This window comes from Streptomyces olivochromogenes (assembly GCF_021538895.1).
In the GTDB taxonomy this organism is placed as follows: Bacteria; Actinomycetota; Actinomycetes; order Streptomycetales; family Streptomycetaceae; genus Streptomyces; species Streptomyces olivochromogenes_A.
In genome coordinates this window covers 1-17,095 of the sequence record NZ_JADDRL010000163.1, presented here as the reverse complement: position 1 = coordinate 17,095, position 17,095 = coordinate 1, and the positions used below count along the sequence as shown (strand labels likewise).

Below are 17,095 nucleotides of genomic sequence, written 5' to 3'. Positions count from 1 at the left end.
GTTTGGTGCCTGCAGTCGGCAATGAATTGTTCTAGGAGTTGCCTGGCGCGGGTTCGGTTGCCGGTGAGCCCGATGATCTGAGCGTGGTGGTAGCGGGTGCGGAAGGTGTCGGGGTGATGTGGGCCGAGGGCTTGTTCGTAGAGGGGGAGCAGTCCGGCGAGGAGGTCTGCTGCGCTGCCGTGGTGGCCGGCGAGCCCGAGGAAGTAGGCGTGGAAGTGCTGGGTGTGGAGGGTGTCGGGGTGATCTGGACCGAGGACTCGATTGAAGAGGGGGAGCAGTCCGGCGAGTGCATCTGCCGCTTTGTTGTGGGTGCCGGAAAAGCCGAGGGCCTGGGCGTGGAGGTACTGGGTGCAGAGCGTGTCGGGGTGGTAGGGGCCGAGGGTTTCTCGGAAGACGGGTATCAGTCCGGTGAGTGCGTCCACTGCGTTGTCGGGGCTTTCGGCTCCGAGTTCCTGGGCGCCCAGTGGGCCTTCCAGTGCACGGCGCAGCGAGGCGAGCTCGGGCTGCCCGAGCCGGTGGTTTGAGCCTGGATCGAGGATGTAGGCGAGATAGCGCAGAGTGCGGAGCGTCTCGGGGTGGCGTCGTCCCAGGGCGTGCTCCTGTGGTTGGAGCAGTGCTGAGAGCCTCTTCCTTGCGTCCGTGAGGTTGCCGTCGAGGCCGATGACGTAGGCATGCAGGTGCCGGGTGTGGAGAGTCTCCGGATGCCGTGGGCCGAGGGTTGAACTGAAGCCGTGGACGACTTTGTTGAGTTCGTACAGCGCTGTCACGTAGTTGCCGGTCAGGGCGTTGAAATGGGCGCGGCTGCGTTGGGTGGTGAGGCTCTCGGGATGCTGTGGGCCGAGAGCGCGCTCGAAGTGGGGGACGAGTTCGGTCAGAGCGTGTTGCGCGCCTGCGTAGTTGCCGGCCATACCGCGAAAGTGGGCGAGCCAGCGCCGGGCGGTGAGAGTGCTGGGGTGCTGGGCTCCCAGGACGTGATCGAGGCCGGTGCACAGTGCGGTGAGTTCCTCTGCCGCGCCGCTGTAGTCGCCGGCCATACCGCGGAAGTACGCGTGGCACTGCCATGTGCAGAGCGTGTCGGCATGCTGCAGTCCAAGGGCTTGTTCGCAGATGGCCCCGAGCGCGGCGAGTTCCTTTGTCGCACCGGCGTAGTCGCCGCTCATGCCGCGGAAGTGGGCGCGCCTGCGCCGGGCGGTGAGGGTGTCGGGGTGGTGGGTGCCGAGGACGCGGTCGAAGTGAGGGACGAGTCCGGCGAGTGTGCGCTCGGCACGTGCGTAGTCGCCGGCCATGCCGCGGAAGTGGGCGTGGCTGTGCTGGGCGGTGAGGGTGTCGGGGTGGTGCGGTCCGAGGACGTGCCTGCAGGCGGTGGCGATGTCGGCGAGCATCTCTGCCGCTGAGCCGTACGCGCCTTCCTCGCCCCCGGCAGTTGCGCGGTCGCGCTGGGCGATCAGGGTTCTGGCGTGGTCCGGCGGGAACCGGGTGCTGAACCTGTTGAGTGATCGGTACAGCCGGGCTGCCTCACGCAGGTCCCCCGCAGCCGCCGCGGCCAGGGCCTTGCTGGTCTGATCTGCCTGCCAGAAGGGCCCTTTCGCGTTGATCCAGACCCCGGCTGGCTTGTTGGCGGTGTGCGGGCCGGGTGCAGGCTCGTCCGGGCGGTTGTCGCGGTGCGCGCCCACGAGGGCGGGCTGTGAGCTGGGGTTCTTCTTTGACGCACCCCCTGCATCAAACCGTGAGAGGTCGCGTGTGCCGGGATCTGCCTGTTCGGCGAGGGCTCCGGAGACGATGGCGTCGAGCTCCCCCAGCAGGTCGCGTTCGCTCAAGAATGCGGCCAGCTGGGCGTCCGCCCGGACCGCCGCGCCTTGAGCATGCCGCAGCCGTGTGTGGGCATGGCGGAGCTCTTCTTTCAGCTGTGCGATGGCTTGCATCGCCTGTTCATGGCGCGCCTCGGCCTCGGCGGCGAACACCTCGAACTCGGCCTTGTGGTCCTGCAGGGTGCGCGCGGCCGCAATGCGTACCGCATCGGCCTCGGCCCGTGCCGCGGCGGCCAGCCGACGCTGCACCTCCGCCTGTGCGCGGCTGGCATGAGCATCGGTCCGGGCCCAAGCCACCTGCTGCTGCCACCGCTCCTCCAGGGCGGCGAGCGCGCTCTCAGCCTCCCGGGCCTGGCCGGCCGCAGACTCCAGACCTTCGCAAGCGCGGGCCAGCCGCTCCAGCAGCAGCGCCTCACGTTCCGCCCAGGCCTCACTGTCCAGCATGGCGTCACGTTCAGCCTGCTCACGCTGCTCCTGCAGCCGCAGAGCATGCAGCTTCCATTCGGCCGCCTGCGCCTGGGCGGCGGCCACCTGCCCGTCAAGGCCTGCCACCGTCGCCGACAATTCCTGCACCGACTGCTGAAGAAACTCCTCACGCACCCGCAGCTGCCGCGCGTCTCGTTCCGCAGCCACCAGGGCACGCCGGAGGACGGCGGCTGTCTGCCGCACCCGCCGTGCACGGTCCGCCGACCGCGCGAGCCTCTTCCTCTGCTGCTCCTGCGACCGCTGCAGGGCGACGATCCGCTGCTCCTGCAGGACTGCCACGAACCGCACGGCGACGTAGGCATCCAGAGCCTCGTAGATGACCGACGTCGTCGGCTTGTTCAGCCGCAAGGCCGGCTTGTACGCCGCCCACAGCACGCGCAGGTCCTCTTCGGACGCTGCTCCGCATTCGTCCTCGAGCAGCCGCAGCAGGTCGTAGACCACGTCACGGCTGGGGACCAACTGCCCCTTCAGGATCCGCTGGACGGATGTCTCCCCGCGCCCGGAATACAGTGTTCCGACTGTGCCGGGCCTCTCCGCCCGCGCTTCGGCAGGCGCCATGGTCTCCAGGCGCCCCGCAATCTCTTGCAACGTCAGTCTGTGTTCGTCGCTCATGAGCGGAGCGAACACGATCCGCCGTACGGCCTCCGCCCACTCACGTACAGGCTCGGGCAGGTTAACGGCGAGCGGCAGTAATTGCCTCCCGGGACGACGGTCCATGTTGATTCCCCCCTGGACCAATGACCAGTCACGTTCTGCATCAATCCGGCGTCGGAAAGGCTGAGTCCGATCATTCGACCGTGACGCAGGAGCCCACCTTGACGCCTTTCACCTCTTCCCCGCAGCCCAACGCCCAACCTCGCCCCTCGCGCGCCGCAGCGCTCGCGGGCGTCGGCGTCAGCAGTGTCGGCAGCCTCGCCGCTTCCGTGGCCGGCGCCCCCTGGGGTGTCGTGCTCGCCGTGGCACTCTCCGGACTGTTCATCGTGCTGGTGCAGTCAGTGATCCAAGGGATGATCCCCCAGGACTCCGGTGACCGCCTCACCTGGTGGCAGGCCTACTGGGAACACCGGCGCCAGCGTGCTCAAGGCAGCGCCCCGCCCGAGCAACGACCCCCGGCGTGAGGGGCGCTCGACAGCCGCACCGATGTGTTCCAGGACCGCCGCAACTACGTCTGGGACAACGATCACGACACCGCGACCCTGCGCAACGACCGGGGCCGGGTCGTGGACGCCGCGTCCTGGGGCCGCGCACCACCGTGACGGTGGCAACCATCACGGCGGCCACCGCCGCTGACAGGCGTGTGGGTGCCGTCAGTCGGCACCCCCGGCAGCCCCGGCAGCCCCCTTCGGCACCCGCACAGGCTTGAAGCCCGAGACGTATGGAGCTCATCAATTTCCGTCCGCGCTTCACGAAGAGGTGCCTTGAGCGGACTTGCGGCTAGGTTCCGGGCTCGTGGAAGGCGTCGACGTCGAGGCTGGGGTCGACGTTCAACGCCTCTTGTGCGGCTTGCAGCGAGTTGGCATACACCAGGTAGCGGCTCTGCTGGCCGGCTATGGACCAGCCGTACCGTTCCAGGCACGTGCGTGAGGGCCTGTTCATGGGGAGCACGAGTGCCGTGATGATGACCATGTCCTGGGGGCTGTAGCGGCTGGTGATGTCGCTGACCACGGCTCTGAGGAGAGCTTTCGAGGCGTATTCGCCGGTGGACAGCTTTCCTCCCTGCACGTGCGAGGCGGTGGCGTACGCGGCCAGGCGGCGTTCGAAGAAGCCGCCCGAGTCATCGCCGGATCTTGTTTCGGAGTAGTGGACCGCAGCTCCTACCAGGTCTTCTGCGTCGCGTAGGAGGAGCAGACGTTGGTCATACTGGAGGGCTGCGGCCCGGGCCTCCGTGATGGCGTCGTCCTGGAAGTACGTCTGCACCTCGTGGGCCCACTCGGTCCCGCAGCCGGACGGGTCTGTCGGGTGCCGGACGCTGTGGGCCCGGCACCCGGGACAGCAGCCAAATACCTGCAGATCAGGTTCATCTGCCGACGTGCCACGTGACCAAGAGACGCTTTCCACCCCAAAATATTACGGGGTATCAGGCTGTGTTACTCCGAACGGAACTTGGCGAACAGCGCTGCCCGAACATCCTCGTCCAGTGGCTGATGGAACTTCAGGTCTCTCACAGGGGCAGCCGCCGGGTCGGCGTTCTGCTCCTCCTCAGTCTCCTCCACCAGCAGTCCTGGCTGCAGGCGGGTGATGATCGTGGCCCCGGTGAACTCGCTCAGAAGGAGTGCGGGATCGCCCACCGACAGCCCTGCGGCCTCCATCATTGCGTAGGGCAGCTCGTGATCCAGCCCGTCAGGGCCTGCCTCGGCGAAGCGGACCTTGCGGCCGTCTGTGCTCTGCAGAATGCCGGGAATGCACTCTTCCTCCGGAACCGGCGGCAAAGACGCCAGCGACGCGTCGGTCAGCTCGCACAGAGGCCTCAGCACACGCCAGGCTCCTGGGGAGGGAACGGCCGTCGGCTCCAGCTCGGAGGCGTCAAGTTGCTGGTGCTTCAACAGCGTCATGAGCTCCTCCTCGATCTTCCTGGCTGCTGCGCAGTACATCCGGGCGGCGTCCTTGTCCTTGCGGCGGTGCAGGACCGCAGCGCCCACGTTGAGCCTGCTGTAGAGGGTGCCGATGCCGGCGAGACGATGACTGTTGCGGCGAGTGAAGCGGATCCCGTCAGACAGGACCTGATTCGTGCGCAGAGTCTTGACCTGAGCTTCCCCGGCTGCATGGTCAGGACGGAAGGCATGCACGATGTCACGCCAGTGCACCACCGGCCAAGCCTGCACATCCAGCATGGGAGCAACCATTCAACTCTCGATCCGTCGAAACGACGCCTCGTTCTGAGCAGCGTAAATCTATTACCCTGCCCTGTCAACAGAAGTCAAGGAGCCCCCAGGGGCATCCAGTGACCTCCCTCTGCAACCGAGGTGTGTGTTGTTCCAGCACACGCTCAGGTTGAGGCTGACACTGGACGAGCGAATCGTGGACGCCGCGCTCGCCACGTACTGCGTGGACATCAGCGAGCCGAAGACGCTGCGCGGCCAGACGCCGGCTGGCTTACCGCCTCTACACCGCCCGCTGGCCGACCTCAAACCCGCCCGATGCCCGCCGACAGCCGCCCCGGACCGGCATCCTCCCGCCGACTCGGGTACCCCGGCTTTCGGACCTGGAGCCGGGGGAGCAGCGGACGCCTACCTTTTGCTTGCTGTCTTGAAGCGGAAGCCGAAGAGCCCGCCGGTTTCGTGTTCGTCGGTGAGGCGAGGGCTGCGGATGTATGGCTCGGGATCGAAGCCGCGTTGGGAGGCCATACTCAGGCTGTCGGTGTTGATTGTGACGATGTACTGCAGGTTTTCCTCTTCGGTGACTTCGGAAGCGAGTTTCAGGGCCGCGGCGACTTGTCGGTCGTCGACACCGTCGTAGAGGTGGCTGTCGTGGATGAGGAAGTCGGGGCCACGGCCGTGCCGGTGTGCCAGGACCGCGAGGGTCAGGTCGAAACAGAAGATGACCATGTTGCTGATGCCGCGGCTGCCGTCGCTGTCGATGCGCGGGGTGATGGTCAGGCTGCTGCGGCCGGCCTCGATGGCAAGGTAGGCTTCGCGACCTTCTCCGTAGAGGCGTTGGGCGTAGTGAGAGAACAGCAGGATGGCTTCGTCCGTTTGTCTGCGACGTTCCTGGAGATCGGTGTCTACGGCCTGCTGCAGTTCTACGCTTTTCGCGGTGATCTGCCGGGCGCTGGCTTCGAGGGTCTGGGCTGCTTCGAAGCGGTGACGCAGCGCCTGGAGCGCGGCCTCTTCGCGTCCCAGGGCCGTCTGCAGGGCCGTGAGAGCCTCAAGCGCTCCGCCTTCGGCGAGGTCCCGGAGGAGGCGGGCTTGGTCCTCGCCCAGGCGTGCCCGCTCCAGGCGGCGGGAGTGGAGCCGTTCGGTGAGCTCGGCGATCTCTTCTTCCAGGAAGCGCCGACGGTTGCGGATGACTGAGTGGTGGAACGTCTTCACATCCTCGAACCGCTGGCGGACCTGATCATTGAGGACGACGCCGAGCTCGCGGTAGACAGGTTCGAGGTAGTCGACCTCGACGTCGGTGGTCTCGGTGACGGCCGCCTGGAGTTCTTCGAGGTTGTGCTGGTCGATCACATCTTCCTGCGCCAGCTGCTTGATACGACGGCTGACCTGGTCGGCTCTGTCCTTGAGCCGCTCGTATTCGGGGACAACCTGGAAGGCTGCAACCTGCCCACGGAGCCGTTCCACCTGTGCCTCGGCCAGCGTGATCTGACCTCTGAGGTCTGCGGTGGAACCTACGATGCGCCCCCACACGGGGTCGTTGACTGCCTTCTTCAGCTGAGCTCGCGTTGCCTTGCGGGCGGCCAGCTGTCTGTATTCGTCGACGAGCTGCCAGTCCAGGCCCAGCAGGTAGGCGAGGTTGGAGGCGGCTTCCGGTGCAGACTGCCGGGAGAAGGTACGGGTCGGCTCATTGAAGCCGTGCGATGAGATACGCCGGGCGAGAAAGGAGAGCAGCACGCGTCCGCTCACGCCTGGATGGTCACCACGCAGACCGAAGAGGTCCCGTTCGATCAGCTGTGTCCACCGTTCCACAGGCAGTTCCACTGCGCCTGTGCGGGGGAACATGGCACCGTCGTCCGGTCCGCTCACGTCCTCGTTCAGCGTCACGAAGCCGGCGCGTTGTCCGCTGCGGCGGACACTGAGCGGACCGCTCATGCCTGGCCAGTCCATCTCAAGAGTGAACGTGGTGTGCCGCAGCTCCTTGTTCATGGCGAGCGCGGTGTTTGTGGCCCGGGCCCCGAGCAGGAAGTGGATCAGTTCGATCAGACTGGACTTACCTGCGCTGTTGCGGCTGTCGGTGTCTGCTGATGAGGCGGTGGTGGACGCGACGATCAGGTTCAGGCCTCCGGTGAAGGACACCTCTTTGAAGCGCTCGTCGTCAGCGCTCAAGCGGCGCAGCATGCATGCTCCTTGCAACGAGGACGTCCTGGTCCAGCTCTATGGCGCCCATGCTGTAGAGCACGTCCAACGCCAGGACGAACCAGCCGAACGATACGGGCGAGCTGTGGCCGTGTTCTGCCCGCCAAGTCTTTAGCCGGGCCCACGTCTGACTGACAGACCGTGGTTCGTCCAGCTGCAGCAGCACCTGGGCACCGACGGCGAGCAAGCAGCGGTCAGGCGCAATGCCCTTCGTGGGGGTGATCACGCGGTTATTCCGATCCCGGGCTGCCAGCCAGTTGGAGGCGCTTCGAAGATGTCGCACCTTCCGAAAAAATGCGCGAGTACTACGAGGGCAGCACGCAGTACCTTCGGCCGCGGCTGGGCATTTCCCAGCACGTACATCTGGAGTTGCCACAGCACATCTTCAGGATCGTTCCACTTTTTGCGAACCTGCTCGTAGTACACGCGGAAGCCACGTGCGACCTCATCGTGCTCCAGCTCCCGCATATTGCCTGCGTAGAAGGCTTCCACGAGGTGGGCTTGCCGCATCCCGCGGAGCAGATCCTCTCGTGCCTCGCCTTCGAGCCGGTTGAAGTCCAGTTTCTCGATGCGCACATCTGGCAGATCCATGAGTGGATCAGAGGGAGTGCGGATTTCCTGAAGCTGCTTCAGGAGGGGTTCTAGATCGTCCATTCCGATCCCGAAAGTCATCTGCTTGATCGGGATCTCACATCGGAGGACGTCCTCTGCCGCCACTTGGTCCAGCTGCATGCACTCATGCCACAGGCGCCGACTGCCCATTTGCTCGAAACGCAGGGCGGGACTGCTGACGGCCGCCTCGGACAGCATTGCTGTCACTTCTGGGTGGACGCCGCGTCGATCATTATGCACGAACACAAATGTGTCGAATTGTCCGTCGCGCTTGGTGAGCGCACCAGCCAAGTCGCCATCAAACTTCTCGCGAATCTTGCTAGGCTTCACCGTCTGCGGGGCATAACAGGCGTATAGCTTGCGGGAATGCAGCGTTAGACCATCTGCCGACATGTCGCCCAAGCTGCCTGCGGTGCGAACATCCAGGAAGTCCGGGTATCTCAAGCACATGAGCCGATGGAAGAAGTCTTCGAATTCGTTCTCGTACAACTCCGCCATGAGCTCAAGGAACTTAACCCGTGCGTAGGCACGTTGCTCGTACCGCATACACCCCCCTCACGTGCAAGTAGCAAAGGCTACCTGTACGTGATCACCCTCGGAAGCCCCACCGTTACGGTCAAGGCGAGGTCAGTTACACCGCTTCCGCGGCCTGGGCCGCCCAGTCGAGGCCGAGGCCAGCGAGCAGCTTGTCCAGGAAGCGGTTTTTCTGATCAGTAGTTGGTGGTCTGGCCTGCGCTGATCAGTTTGTGGTGTGGCGGTGTGTGGGGGAGTGCCAGTGGCTGCAGTGATTGTGGGTTTGCTGGAGCAGGGGCCTGGCCTGCGGCTTTGTCAGTTGGCTGGTTGGGTGATCAGGGCGTGTCATTTGCGCTGCGCAAGGTTCAGGTTCAGTAGTCGTTCGTATGCGGCGGTGCTTGGACGAGCCGTCTGCTTGGACTGGACTGTGGTCAGGTACTCGAGGCGGGCGAGCCAGTCCGGGACGGCGGTCGTGCGGGTGTACAAGGCCGGAGTTGACGATGTTCTGGGGGCGGGCCGCGAGGTTGGCGATCCGGGTGCGGGGCGGTGCGGCTGTCGGGAGCATGGCCGCGGACCGTACGAAGGGGCGCGGCTAGCGCCGCGCGCTGCCGTGGCTGCGTGTACCGTGGCGTATTTCCCCTCGTCCATCTGCATGCCTGGCCACACGCAACAGCGTTTGGAGCGGCCGGGGAAGATGCCAGGGGGCGGCGGCGAAAGGTGGTAGGGCCGCGCGCCATCCCGGCGGCTGGGTCGGGCGCGTTGCGCTGGCCGTCTCGTCGGCGTTCACGCGTAGCGCGGTTTCGCTGCAGATTTCTGTGCAGAAACGGTCGCCGATCCTATGAGGACTCCCGGCCCGGAATAGCCCTGGACACCCGCTGACCAGCGGATCTGAGGTGTGGCCGGGGTCGTGGACGGGGCCGTCTGGAAGGTGTCAGGGTGCTTGCCGGGCGCAACTCGGCGCCCTTGAGCAAGGGGGAGAAATGGACGTCATCATCGCGGCCGCCATCAGCGCCGGGGCCACCATCATCGCCGCGATCATTGCCACGCGGCGCGACGGTCCGGGTGAGGATGGGCAGTGAGGTGGCGTGACGTGAAAATGCAGCTCTGGCCGCGTCACGTCACCTGGGGCCGGGTCAGTCGGCACGGTGCTCGGCGAGCGCCTCCTGTCCCCTGTGGACGATCACACGTGGTTCCCGGGTGCCGGGGCGCGCGTCGTGAGATCGCCTCGTATTACACGCTGTCGGCCCATGAGGGGACGGGGTAGGTGTGGACGTCGCCGAGTGCGAGGCGGAGGGGGCCGAGGAGGCTGGGGGAGAGGTCTTCGATGGCGAGGGCCGCGGCGGCGAAGCAGACGGTTTTCTGTTCGTCTGAGAAGTCCCGTACGCGTTTGCCGTGGGTGCGAGCTGCTCGGTCCAGTATTGCTTCGGTGTGCTTGATCAGTACGTTCTTCAGCTGTGCTCGGTTGGCGGTCGTGGCGAGGTCCTGCGCCTCGTACCAGGCGGGGTCTTCGCGATCGGTCGGCCATGCCTTGTTGTAGGAGCGGCGCAGGATGAGGACTTCGTCCCAGGTCAGCTTGTCCAGTCGGGCGAGTAGCGCTGCCGCTGTTCGCCCTTGGGGGCCCAGCGCCCACCAGGCCGGTACCCGGGACCAGATTCGCTGGCTCCAGGTCCGTCCGGAGCGGTCTTCGTCGTCGTTCGGGACGAAGTTTACGATCCATAGCCCGTACGGGATCTCGGTGATGAGCGGCAAGTAGTCGGCACCTGATGCATGTGGTGCTGCACGGTGCCACGGCTACTTGCGGCGCCGCAGCGGTACGCCGGGTGTTTCCTCGATGAGGATGCGGCGGCGGTCGCGCAGGGCGGCGGCGTAGTCGACCGGGTCGTCGTTGAAGCCGCGGCCTGAAGGGCGTGTGACCTTCCAGCCCCAGTCGGCCGGCAGACGGTTCGGGTCCACTTGCGCGGCTGTCCAGTCTTCCTACCCAAGGCCGGGCACCTGATCCCCCTCCGTGACGCTACTGGAGCCCCATCTTGGAGCGCCTCGGAGCAGGCATGCCTGCCATGCAAGAGCCGCGCGGAGACTCCGCTGTGACGGTCCGAGTAAAAGCGATGGGGTTCGCCGGCCAGATCACGGCAAACCCCATCGCCCGAGCGCCCTGCGCCAACAGCACGCTCACCTCGCATCGCGATGCACAGTCCGGGTCAGAGACTGAGGTGCCTGGCGACCAAGGCCACAGCCCTCACGGGCTCGTGCCCAGCATGTCATCCATCATCGGGCCGCGCTGCACCGAAGGTGCCGCCCCTGACCGCGTTGGCGGTACATTTTCTGAAGAATGGCGCCTTGGAGTGCGCGAACATGCCTGGTGCACACGATTTTTAAGTACAGACTCTCTCCACGGTGTGTACGGGCTTCTGAAAAAGAGCCCCGAATTCTTCAGGAACCGTTCACATCGGAATGGACATCGCCCGCGCGAGTCGGCCAGCATGAGGACGCCAGATCAGCCTTGGCGCCAACCGAGGCCTGGCATTGAACTAGTCCGGGTCAACGAAGCGGAATTCACGCTTCCATTAAGAGACTGAGGTGCCCACGCCGTGACGTATGTCGTGACGTCCAGCAGCCTTCCGATCCCGATCGGTCAGCTGACGATCCTGCAGAGCCGAGAGATCACTGCTGCGACGGTGTGGCTGGTGATCGTGGTTCTTCTCTCGGTCATCGTGCTCGTGGTGGTCGGGTGCGCTCCGCCGGCCGCTGTCACGGCAGTGGCCGGCGGAAGCCTGATCGCGGGGAAGCTTCGCCAGGAACTCGCCTGATGTCCTCCGCGGGGGTCAGCGGCTGAGGCTGGCCCCCGCGGGCAGTTCAAGGTCCTCTGGAGAAGACGTGGGACGTCGCATCAACCAGCTACCTATCGGGCAGGGAAATCCACGGGTCCTCGATTTCGCCGCCGCACTTCGCGAACTCCGCGAGCGGGCGGGCAGACCCACCCTCGCCGACATGGCCACGAGGGGCGGCGTCTCTGTGGCTTCTTTATCCAAAGCGGCAGGGGGATATGAGCTGCCATCGTGGCGAGTGACAAAGGCCTACGTGGAGGCGTGCTCCGGCGATACCAGGCGGTGGCGCACGGACTGGGAGGAGGTTCGCCGGGAGATCCGGCCCAGGGAGTTCGTCAGCGAAGACTCCGTGGAGTCGCTGCATCTGAGCCCTGAGGAGCGGCGGAGGGCGTCCTGGCCCCGCACCTGGGAAAGGTGGGACAGAACAGGACTCATCCTTCCTTCGCACCGTGCCGAGACATATCTGGACCTCAGACTGGCCCTGCAGTCCCTTCGTGCCTACCGCTCGCTGTCACTACGGCAGCTTGCCCACCTGATGCCCTACTCTCATTCGAGCGTGGCAGCGGTGTTGTCAGGTGCGCGGCCGGTGTCGCCATACTTCCTGCGCAACTACCTGGAAGCCTGCGGTGTAACCTCCCCCACCGAACTGATCACCTGGTTCGACCTCCTTTCTGTGGCCAGCCCAGAGCACCAAAATGATGCGGCTCGTACTCGCTTGATGACCATGGCTATGAATGGTCGACACAGTGCAAGCTCCAGGACTTGGCGCTCCGGGGCGCTGCCAGTGGGTGCAGAGATTGTGCGACTCAGGAAGTTCTCGTTGCAGGCGAGATCGAAACACCTGCGGGAATGGCTTTCCGCAAGCCTCTCCGATAGAGAGAAGCGCGCCATGTTCCGGCGACTGGAGAAGCGGTACGGGATGAACGCCGTTGACCTTTCACTGTTTGAGCGAGGCGAGTGGGAGCTCCCACTTGTGGAGGTCAACCGGATGGTAGGAGAAGCCAAGAGGCTGGGCTACACCGATATAGACCCTCTCGTCGAGTCCGTGTTCCGCAATCCGGCATGACGTCGCCGTGTTGCGACCAACAGGTCCAGGCGGCGTGACTCGGAACGGTGATCGCCGGGTGATGCCTCAAGGCGATTCAAGCGGACTGGTCTGGTAGCGCGGCCATAGGGGCTGCGCTTCACGGGTGGATGCCGATGCGGGTGAGGAGGTGTTGTTGGTTGGGCTGGAGGAGGGGCCAGCCGCGTCGCTGTTTCTGGATCCAGCGAGGGGCGGCAGGGGGCTGAGGGTCGGTGCGGGCCTACTGGTAGGCGCGTTGCCAGGTCATGCCCCAGGGTGGGTTCCACCAGGGGTCGATGGCGGTCAGAGCGCGGGCTGCCGGGGTGGGGCCTGTCTTTCGTGCCCGGTAGCGCTGTTTGTTCAGCCATTGGCCGAGTGGGAAGCCGTCCAGGACGGTGTCGTGGGGTACGGCGAGGTGGCCGTGGGTCTCGGCGAAGGCGTGGGCGTGTTCGACGGCGGTGCGCCAGGGGCGCGCTCGCAGGGCGCGTGCGTGGGCGACTTCACGTGTGATGCCGATGGTGTTCAGCAGACGCTGTTGGCCGGGGTGGAGCCGCTGGTATTGCAGGCAGGCCCGGGTTGTCCAGCTGCCGAGGACGGTGCCGGGGGAGGGGATCAGCGCGGCGGGGTTGAAGGGTTTGCCTGCTTTGACATGGTCGCGGGCGCGGTAGTAGTTGCGCTGCCATTTCAGGTCCCAGGGCGGGTTCCACCAGGGGTCGATCGCGGCGAGCTCTTACCCCCAAGCCCCGGCGTGCCAAGAAGAAGCCCGACCCTGACGAGCCCCTGCCCCTGGCCCTGACTTTCGAAGCATTCACCGCCGAGGTCCTGGAGTGGGCGCGGTGGTGGAACACCGAGCACCGCCCCGCGGGCCTGAACGGCCAGTCCCCCCCTCGAAGCCTGGTCGGCCGATCCCACGCCCCTCTCGGACATCCCCGAGACCGCCCTGTGGGGGCTGATGCTGGAGGACGACGGCCGGCTCCGGAAGCTGACCAGCCACGGGGTCCGCTGGCGCGGCCGGGACTACCTCGGCGCGTGGATGGCCGGACAGGCAGGCCGCAGCGTCCGGATCCGGCACATGCCCCACCACGACCACGAGATCGAGGTCTGCGACCCGGGCGGCCGCCACCTGGGCACCGCCCACCTTGCGGACGCCGCCACCCCCGAACAGCTCGACGAGCTGCGCCGCACTCGCACCGTGCGGGCCCGCCGCCTGCGCGAGGAGGCCAAGAAGCCGAGGCCCTGCGCCGGCAGCGCTTCGCTCCGGTCACCACCCCCACGCCCGCGCAGCGCGTGGGTGCCGTCACAGCGGCCGAAGCCGACCAGGAACTCACAACGTCCTCCGACAGCGATATGGCCGCCTTGGCACTGCCGGATCTCATCCCTCCCGCGCCGCCACCCGACGACTGGAACACCCCAACCTCCCTGCGCCACGCCATCCGCGGGGAGAAGCGATGACGAGCCAGCTGCCGCCGCGGGAGACCGATCACTACACCCAGCTCGCGGATGCCACGGTCGTCACGACCCGGGCACTCCTGGCCGCGAGGGAGAACATCACCGACACGATCGAGGCCATGGCGATGATGTGCTGCCAGATGAAGATGCGGGAGGAGGCGGACCGAGAGGAGCCTCTCCTTCTCGGACACCTGCATCCCTCAGAGCCCCGGACAGCAGCACTCCCGCGCCTCTATGGCGAATACACCCGAACGAGTGAAAGCCCGGCAGGTAGACCCCCACCCGTGCGCTTCCCTGCGCTTCCCCCACGCCGCCGTCCTGGCCGCCGTGCTCACCGCTCTCCTCGCCCCGACGACCGCTCACGCCGCCCCAGCCACGCCCGGGGAGAGCGTGACCCTGCCCGTGCAGGACGCCCTCGCTCAACTCCCGGTCCGTACGGGCTCATCCAACCCGGAACAGCGCACGGTCGGAGGGCGTCCCCAGCCCGGGCCACCGTACTCGGTCCATTCGAGTAGGCGCGGGCAAGTGCTCTCGGTGCTGTGCAATGCTACGGGGAGCTTGGGCACATGCAGTTTGGGGGCGAGTGCGTGATTGAACTGTCCGACCTGATCCGTGAGTTGAGGCAGCAGCTGACCGCCGCAGCAGAGGAGCAGGCTGGGGAAGCTGTCCAGCTTGAGCTGGGGCCGATAGAGATCGAGGTCACTGTATGTGTGACCCGTGAGTCGGGCCCTGCAGGCCGGATTCGTTTCTGGGTAGTGGACGCTGAAGCCGAAGAGCGGAGCCCGGCCCGTTCCGGCAGCACCCAGCGAATTACCCTCACCCTTCAGCCCCGGACTGCGCAATGGGGCAGCCCTGTACGTGTCTCCAGGGACGCTGGCCCCATCATCAGGCACTCCTCACCGGGACCAGAGAACGACCCGGACGACGACTGGCCGCAGGTGGAGCGCTGATTCGTGGGTGACTTGGCCAAGGGCGTCTTTGAGGGAGGCTGGCACTGGTCGTGGGCTGGATCCTGCCCGCCGCGCTCAATCTCACGGTCTTCTTCCTCGGCCCTGTGGGCGATCGAGCGGGGCGGGAGGCTTTCGCCCTGCTCGATCAACGATGCCTTCGTGGCCGCTTGCCGTGACGCCAGATGAAGACCTCGACCTGCGCCACATCGACCGCCCCCCGGGGTGGTCGGCCTGGCCGAACCGAGCTCGCTGCCGCTGCCTGATCGGTGAACGGGTTGAACGAGTTCGGTAGTCAGGGCCGCCGGCGCCCTCATAGATCGGAACTGCTGCCGACGCGGCCCTCAGCCGCCGTACTCTAGTGTCGGCGCTGGAGTCACGCCGCTAACTGAAGGGCGCTGGAACGGAGTTCGCACCACGGGCGCCGCACATGCCAGGCGAATCACGGGGGAGCGAGGTGCCGTGGAACCGATCGCGGTAGAGCTGCTGTTGAAACTGGCGGCTGGGACTGCTGGGGCCGCGGGGCAGCAAGCCTGGCAGTCGTTGCGTGCGCTAGTGATGCGTCACCCGGCCGAGGACAGGAACGAATCACCAGCGGCCGCAGATTTGGAGGCACTCGCCGAGGAACCGGACAGCGCTGAGCGGGCCCGCGCGCTGACCGCGGCACTGCAGATCCAGGCGGTACAAGACCCCGACTTCGCCCAGGCGCTTGAGTCCTGGAGGCAGGCGGCCGAGAGCGGCCTGGGGGACGTCCACAACGAGATCTCCGGTGGTGTTACGGGGCCGGTTCTCATGGGCCGTGACTTCTCGGGCGTCATCAACGTGTCAGACCCCGTCGTCGAGCACACCTCACCCGGTCCAGAGAATGATCCGGACGACGACTGGCCGCAGGAGTCCTGATCCATGGGTGACATCGCCAAGGGTGTCCTTGGGGGCGGCTGGGCCCTGGTCGTGGGCTGGATCCTGCCCGCCGCGCTCAATCTCGCGGTCTTCTTCTTCGCTGTCGCCCCCAGCCTGCGTCAGACTGCAGCCCTGACGCGTGTCTGGCCCAGCTCGGCCAGTCAGACAGCCTTGCTACTGCTCTGCGCCGCCGTGCTCTTCGGCATTGTGCTCAGTGCCCTCCAGACCCCCCTCTACCGAATCCTTGAGGGCTATCTGATGTGGCCGCGGGGCGCGTACGGCCGTGGGTGCCGGCGGCAGGGTGCCCGCAAACAGCGGATCGCCGATCTCGTCGCCCGCCCAGAAGGCCGTACTGCGGTGCAACGTGCGCTGCTCAACGAGCAGTTGGCTCGCTACCCGGCAGACGATGACCAACTCGCCCCGACCCGGCTCGGCAATGCCATCCGTCGCTTCGAGGAGTACGGCCACAACCGCTTCCGTCTAGACACGCAGGTGCTGTGGAACGAGCTGAGCGCCGCTGCTCCCGAGCAGGCACGCCGCCAGGTGGAAACAGCACGTACCAGCGTGGATTTCTTCGTGGCATTGCTGTACGGGCACGCGGTGGTGGCGGCGCTTGCCCTTCTGGCCCTGACGTCAGCCGGAGCCGAGGAACCCCTGCTGATCGTCACTGCCATTGCGCTGTGTGCGCTCATCCCGTTGTGGTACCGCTCCGCGGTATACGCCACCGATGAGTGGGCCGCCGCAGTGAGAGCCATGGTGAACCTGGGCCGCAAACCACTGGCTGACGCGCTCGGACTCGTACTGCCTCAGCAACTGACCGAAGAACGCGCTATGTGGCAGCTTGTCACCCGAATGTCCAGGCGTCCCTACCAGGACGCCGCTAACACGGCCTTCGCGCCGTACCGGGCCGTGCCACCAGATCCGCACTCTTCGGTGCCTCCGCCCGCTCCCGGACCGGCTGCGTGATCCGTACCGCATCTCCCGCGAAACTACGCCGCAAGTATTTGGCTACTGAGCACGGTGCAGTTGTCACCGGTTGGGGGACCGTGGCTGGTGTGCCGCGGTTGTCATTCTGAGCACCCGCCTGTCACTGTGTACGGCATCTGCTGTCACCGGTGTACGTCAGCACCTGTCACCGCAGGAGCCGCAGTGCATAAGGAGAATGACACCAGGTCAGTGCCGCTGTGCGGCCTCCGGGGAGCACTCGTCGTGCGCGTGTCCTCGTGTCCGGATGCTGCGCAGTTTCGATGGTTCGGTGACCGTCTGAACGGCCTGCCGTACCGGCGCACGGGTGCGATCTCTCGGTTTGGTGTCGGTAGTGGTGAGAGTCAGTGGTCGGGGGTGTGGTTGTGGGTTTTTGCTGCTGGTCAGGTGGGTTTTTGATGGTGGGTTTTCACTGACGTGTGGTGAGAGGGGAGGGGATGGTTTTGCTGTCATGAGGCGTTATCTCATGGTGGGTGATGCTGTCTCAGGTTCGAGA

The 17,095-nt window shown here is 66.0% G+C and carries 15 protein-coding genes and 2 pseudogenes; 8 read left to right on the top strand and 9 right to left on the bottom strand.

All coding sequences use genetic code 11. From position 1 onward, the window contains the following. Positions 1-2,906 (bottom strand): annotated as a pseudogene (locus IPZ69_RS43075) (hypothetical protein); the annotation flags it as partial. A 185-nt stretch (positions 2,907-3,091) separates the two neighbouring features. On the opposite strand from IPZ69_RS43075, the gene IPZ69_RS43070 reads away from it, so the two are divergent. Further along, the gene (locus IPZ69_RS43070) at positions 3,092-3,412 is read left to right on the top strand and encodes a hypothetical protein (RefSeq protein ID WP_235460347.1); all 321 of its coding nucleotides are present in this window, start codon (positions 3,092-3,094) and stop codon (positions 3,410-3,412) included. A gap of 9 nt (positions 3,413-3,421) precedes the next feature. Then, positions 3,422-3,584 (top strand): annotated as a pseudogene (locus tag IPZ69_RS43065) (lamin tail domain-containing protein); the annotation flags it as partial. A 144-nt stretch (positions 3,585-3,728) separates the two neighbouring features. On the opposite strand, the gene IPZ69_RS43060 reads toward IPZ69_RS43065, so the two are convergent. The 7 genes from IPZ69_RS43060 to IPZ69_RS43030 form a co-directional block, all read right to left on the bottom strand. Further along, the gene (locus IPZ69_RS43060) at positions 3,729-4,211 is read right to left on the bottom strand and encodes a hypothetical protein (protein WP_235460346.1); all 483 of its coding nucleotides are present in this window, start codon (positions 4,209-4,211) and stop codon (positions 3,729-3,731) included. 170 nt (positions 4,212-4,381) lie between these two features. Further along, positions 4,382-5,125 carry a hypothetical protein gene (locus IPZ69_RS43055; RefSeq protein WP_235460345.1) on the bottom strand — a complete coding sequence of 248 codons (744 nt, stop codon included), beginning with the start codon at positions 5,123-5,125 and terminating at the stop codon, positions 4,382-4,384. A gap of 396 nt (positions 5,126-5,521) precedes the next feature. Next, positions 5,522-7,288 carry an ABC-three component system protein gene (locus IPZ69_RS43050; protein ID WP_235460344.1) on the bottom strand — a complete coding sequence of 589 codons (1,767 nt, stop codon included), beginning with the start codon at positions 7,286-7,288 and terminating at the stop codon, positions 5,522-5,524. Next, positions 7,266-7,532, bottom strand: coding sequence for an ABC-three component system middle component 6 (locus IPZ69_RS43045; protein WP_235460343.1), 267 nt, complete (start codon positions 7,530-7,532; stop codon positions 7,266-7,268). The genes IPZ69_RS43050 and IPZ69_RS43045 overlap by 23 nt, the downstream gene beginning before the upstream one ends. After that, positions 7,529-8,464, bottom strand: coding sequence for an ABC-three component system protein (locus IPZ69_RS43040; protein WP_235460342.1), 936 nt, complete (start codon positions 8,462-8,464; stop codon positions 7,529-7,531). Before IPZ69_RS43040 ends, IPZ69_RS43045 begins: the two co-directional genes overlap by 4 nt. A gap of 1,197 nt (positions 8,465-9,661) precedes the next feature. Continuing rightward, the gene (locus IPZ69_RS43035) at positions 9,662-10,180 is read right to left on the bottom strand and encodes a hypothetical protein (RefSeq protein ID WP_235460341.1); all 519 of its coding nucleotides are present in this window, start codon (positions 10,178-10,180) and stop codon (positions 9,662-9,664) included. Positions 10,181-10,222: 42 nt separating this feature from the next. Further along, positions 10,223-10,384 (bottom strand): hypothetical protein, encoded by a 162-nt coding sequence (locus tag IPZ69_RS43030; RefSeq protein ID WP_235460340.1) that lies wholly within the window; start codon positions 10,382-10,384, stop codon positions 10,223-10,225. A gap of 635 nt (positions 10,385-11,019) precedes the next feature. Between IPZ69_RS43030 and IPZ69_RS43025 the strand changes: the two genes are divergently transcribed. Together IPZ69_RS43025 and IPZ69_RS43020 are read left to right on the top strand one after the other, a co-directional pair. Further along, positions 11,020-11,238, top strand: a complete 219-nt coding sequence (locus IPZ69_RS43025) for a hypothetical protein (protein WP_235460339.1) — start codon at positions 11,020-11,022, stop codon at positions 11,236-11,238. Between the two features lie 67 nt (positions 11,239-11,305). Continuing rightward, the gene (locus tag IPZ69_RS43020) at positions 11,306-12,322 is read left to right on the top strand and encodes a helix-turn-helix transcriptional regulator (RefSeq protein ID WP_235460338.1); all 1,017 of its coding nucleotides are present in this window, start codon (positions 11,306-11,308) and stop codon (positions 12,320-12,322) included. A 238-nt stretch (positions 12,323-12,560) separates the two neighbouring features. Here IPZ69_RS43020 and IPZ69_RS43015 read toward each other — a convergent pair whose 3' ends face one another. Next, entirely contained in the window at positions 12,561-12,800 is a 240-nt protein-coding gene (locus IPZ69_RS43015; RefSeq protein WP_235460348.1) for a helicase associated domain-containing protein, read from the bottom strand. Positions 12,801-13,271: 471 nt separating this feature from the next. Between IPZ69_RS43015 and IPZ69_RS48015 the strand changes: the two genes are divergently transcribed. The 4 genes from IPZ69_RS48015 to IPZ69_RS43000 all read left to right on the top strand — a co-directional run bounded on the left by IPZ69_RS48015 (position 13,272) and on the right by IPZ69_RS43000 (position 16,581). After that, positions 13,272-14,027, top strand: coding sequence for a Mu transposase C-terminal domain-containing protein (locus IPZ69_RS48015; RefSeq protein WP_374295867.1), 756 nt, complete (start codon positions 13,272-13,274; stop codon positions 14,025-14,027). A 307-nt stretch (positions 14,028-14,334) separates the two neighbouring features. After that, a complete protein-coding gene (locus tag IPZ69_RS43010) occupies positions 14,335-14,718 on the top strand; it encodes a trypco2 family protein (RefSeq protein WP_235460337.1) in 384 nt (127 codons plus the stop codon). A 459-nt stretch (positions 14,719-15,177) separates the two neighbouring features. After that, positions 15,178-15,615: a hypothetical protein gene (locus IPZ69_RS43005; protein ID WP_235460336.1), complete on the top strand. Its 438-nt coding sequence runs from the start codon at positions 15,178-15,180 to the stop codon at positions 15,613-15,615. A gap of 3 nt (positions 15,616-15,618) precedes the next feature. Beyond that, positions 15,619-16,581, top strand: a complete 963-nt coding sequence (locus tag IPZ69_RS43000; protein ID WP_235460335.1) for a hypothetical protein — start codon at positions 15,619-15,621, stop codon at positions 16,579-16,581. Positions 16,582-17,095: the final 514 nt, after the last annotated feature.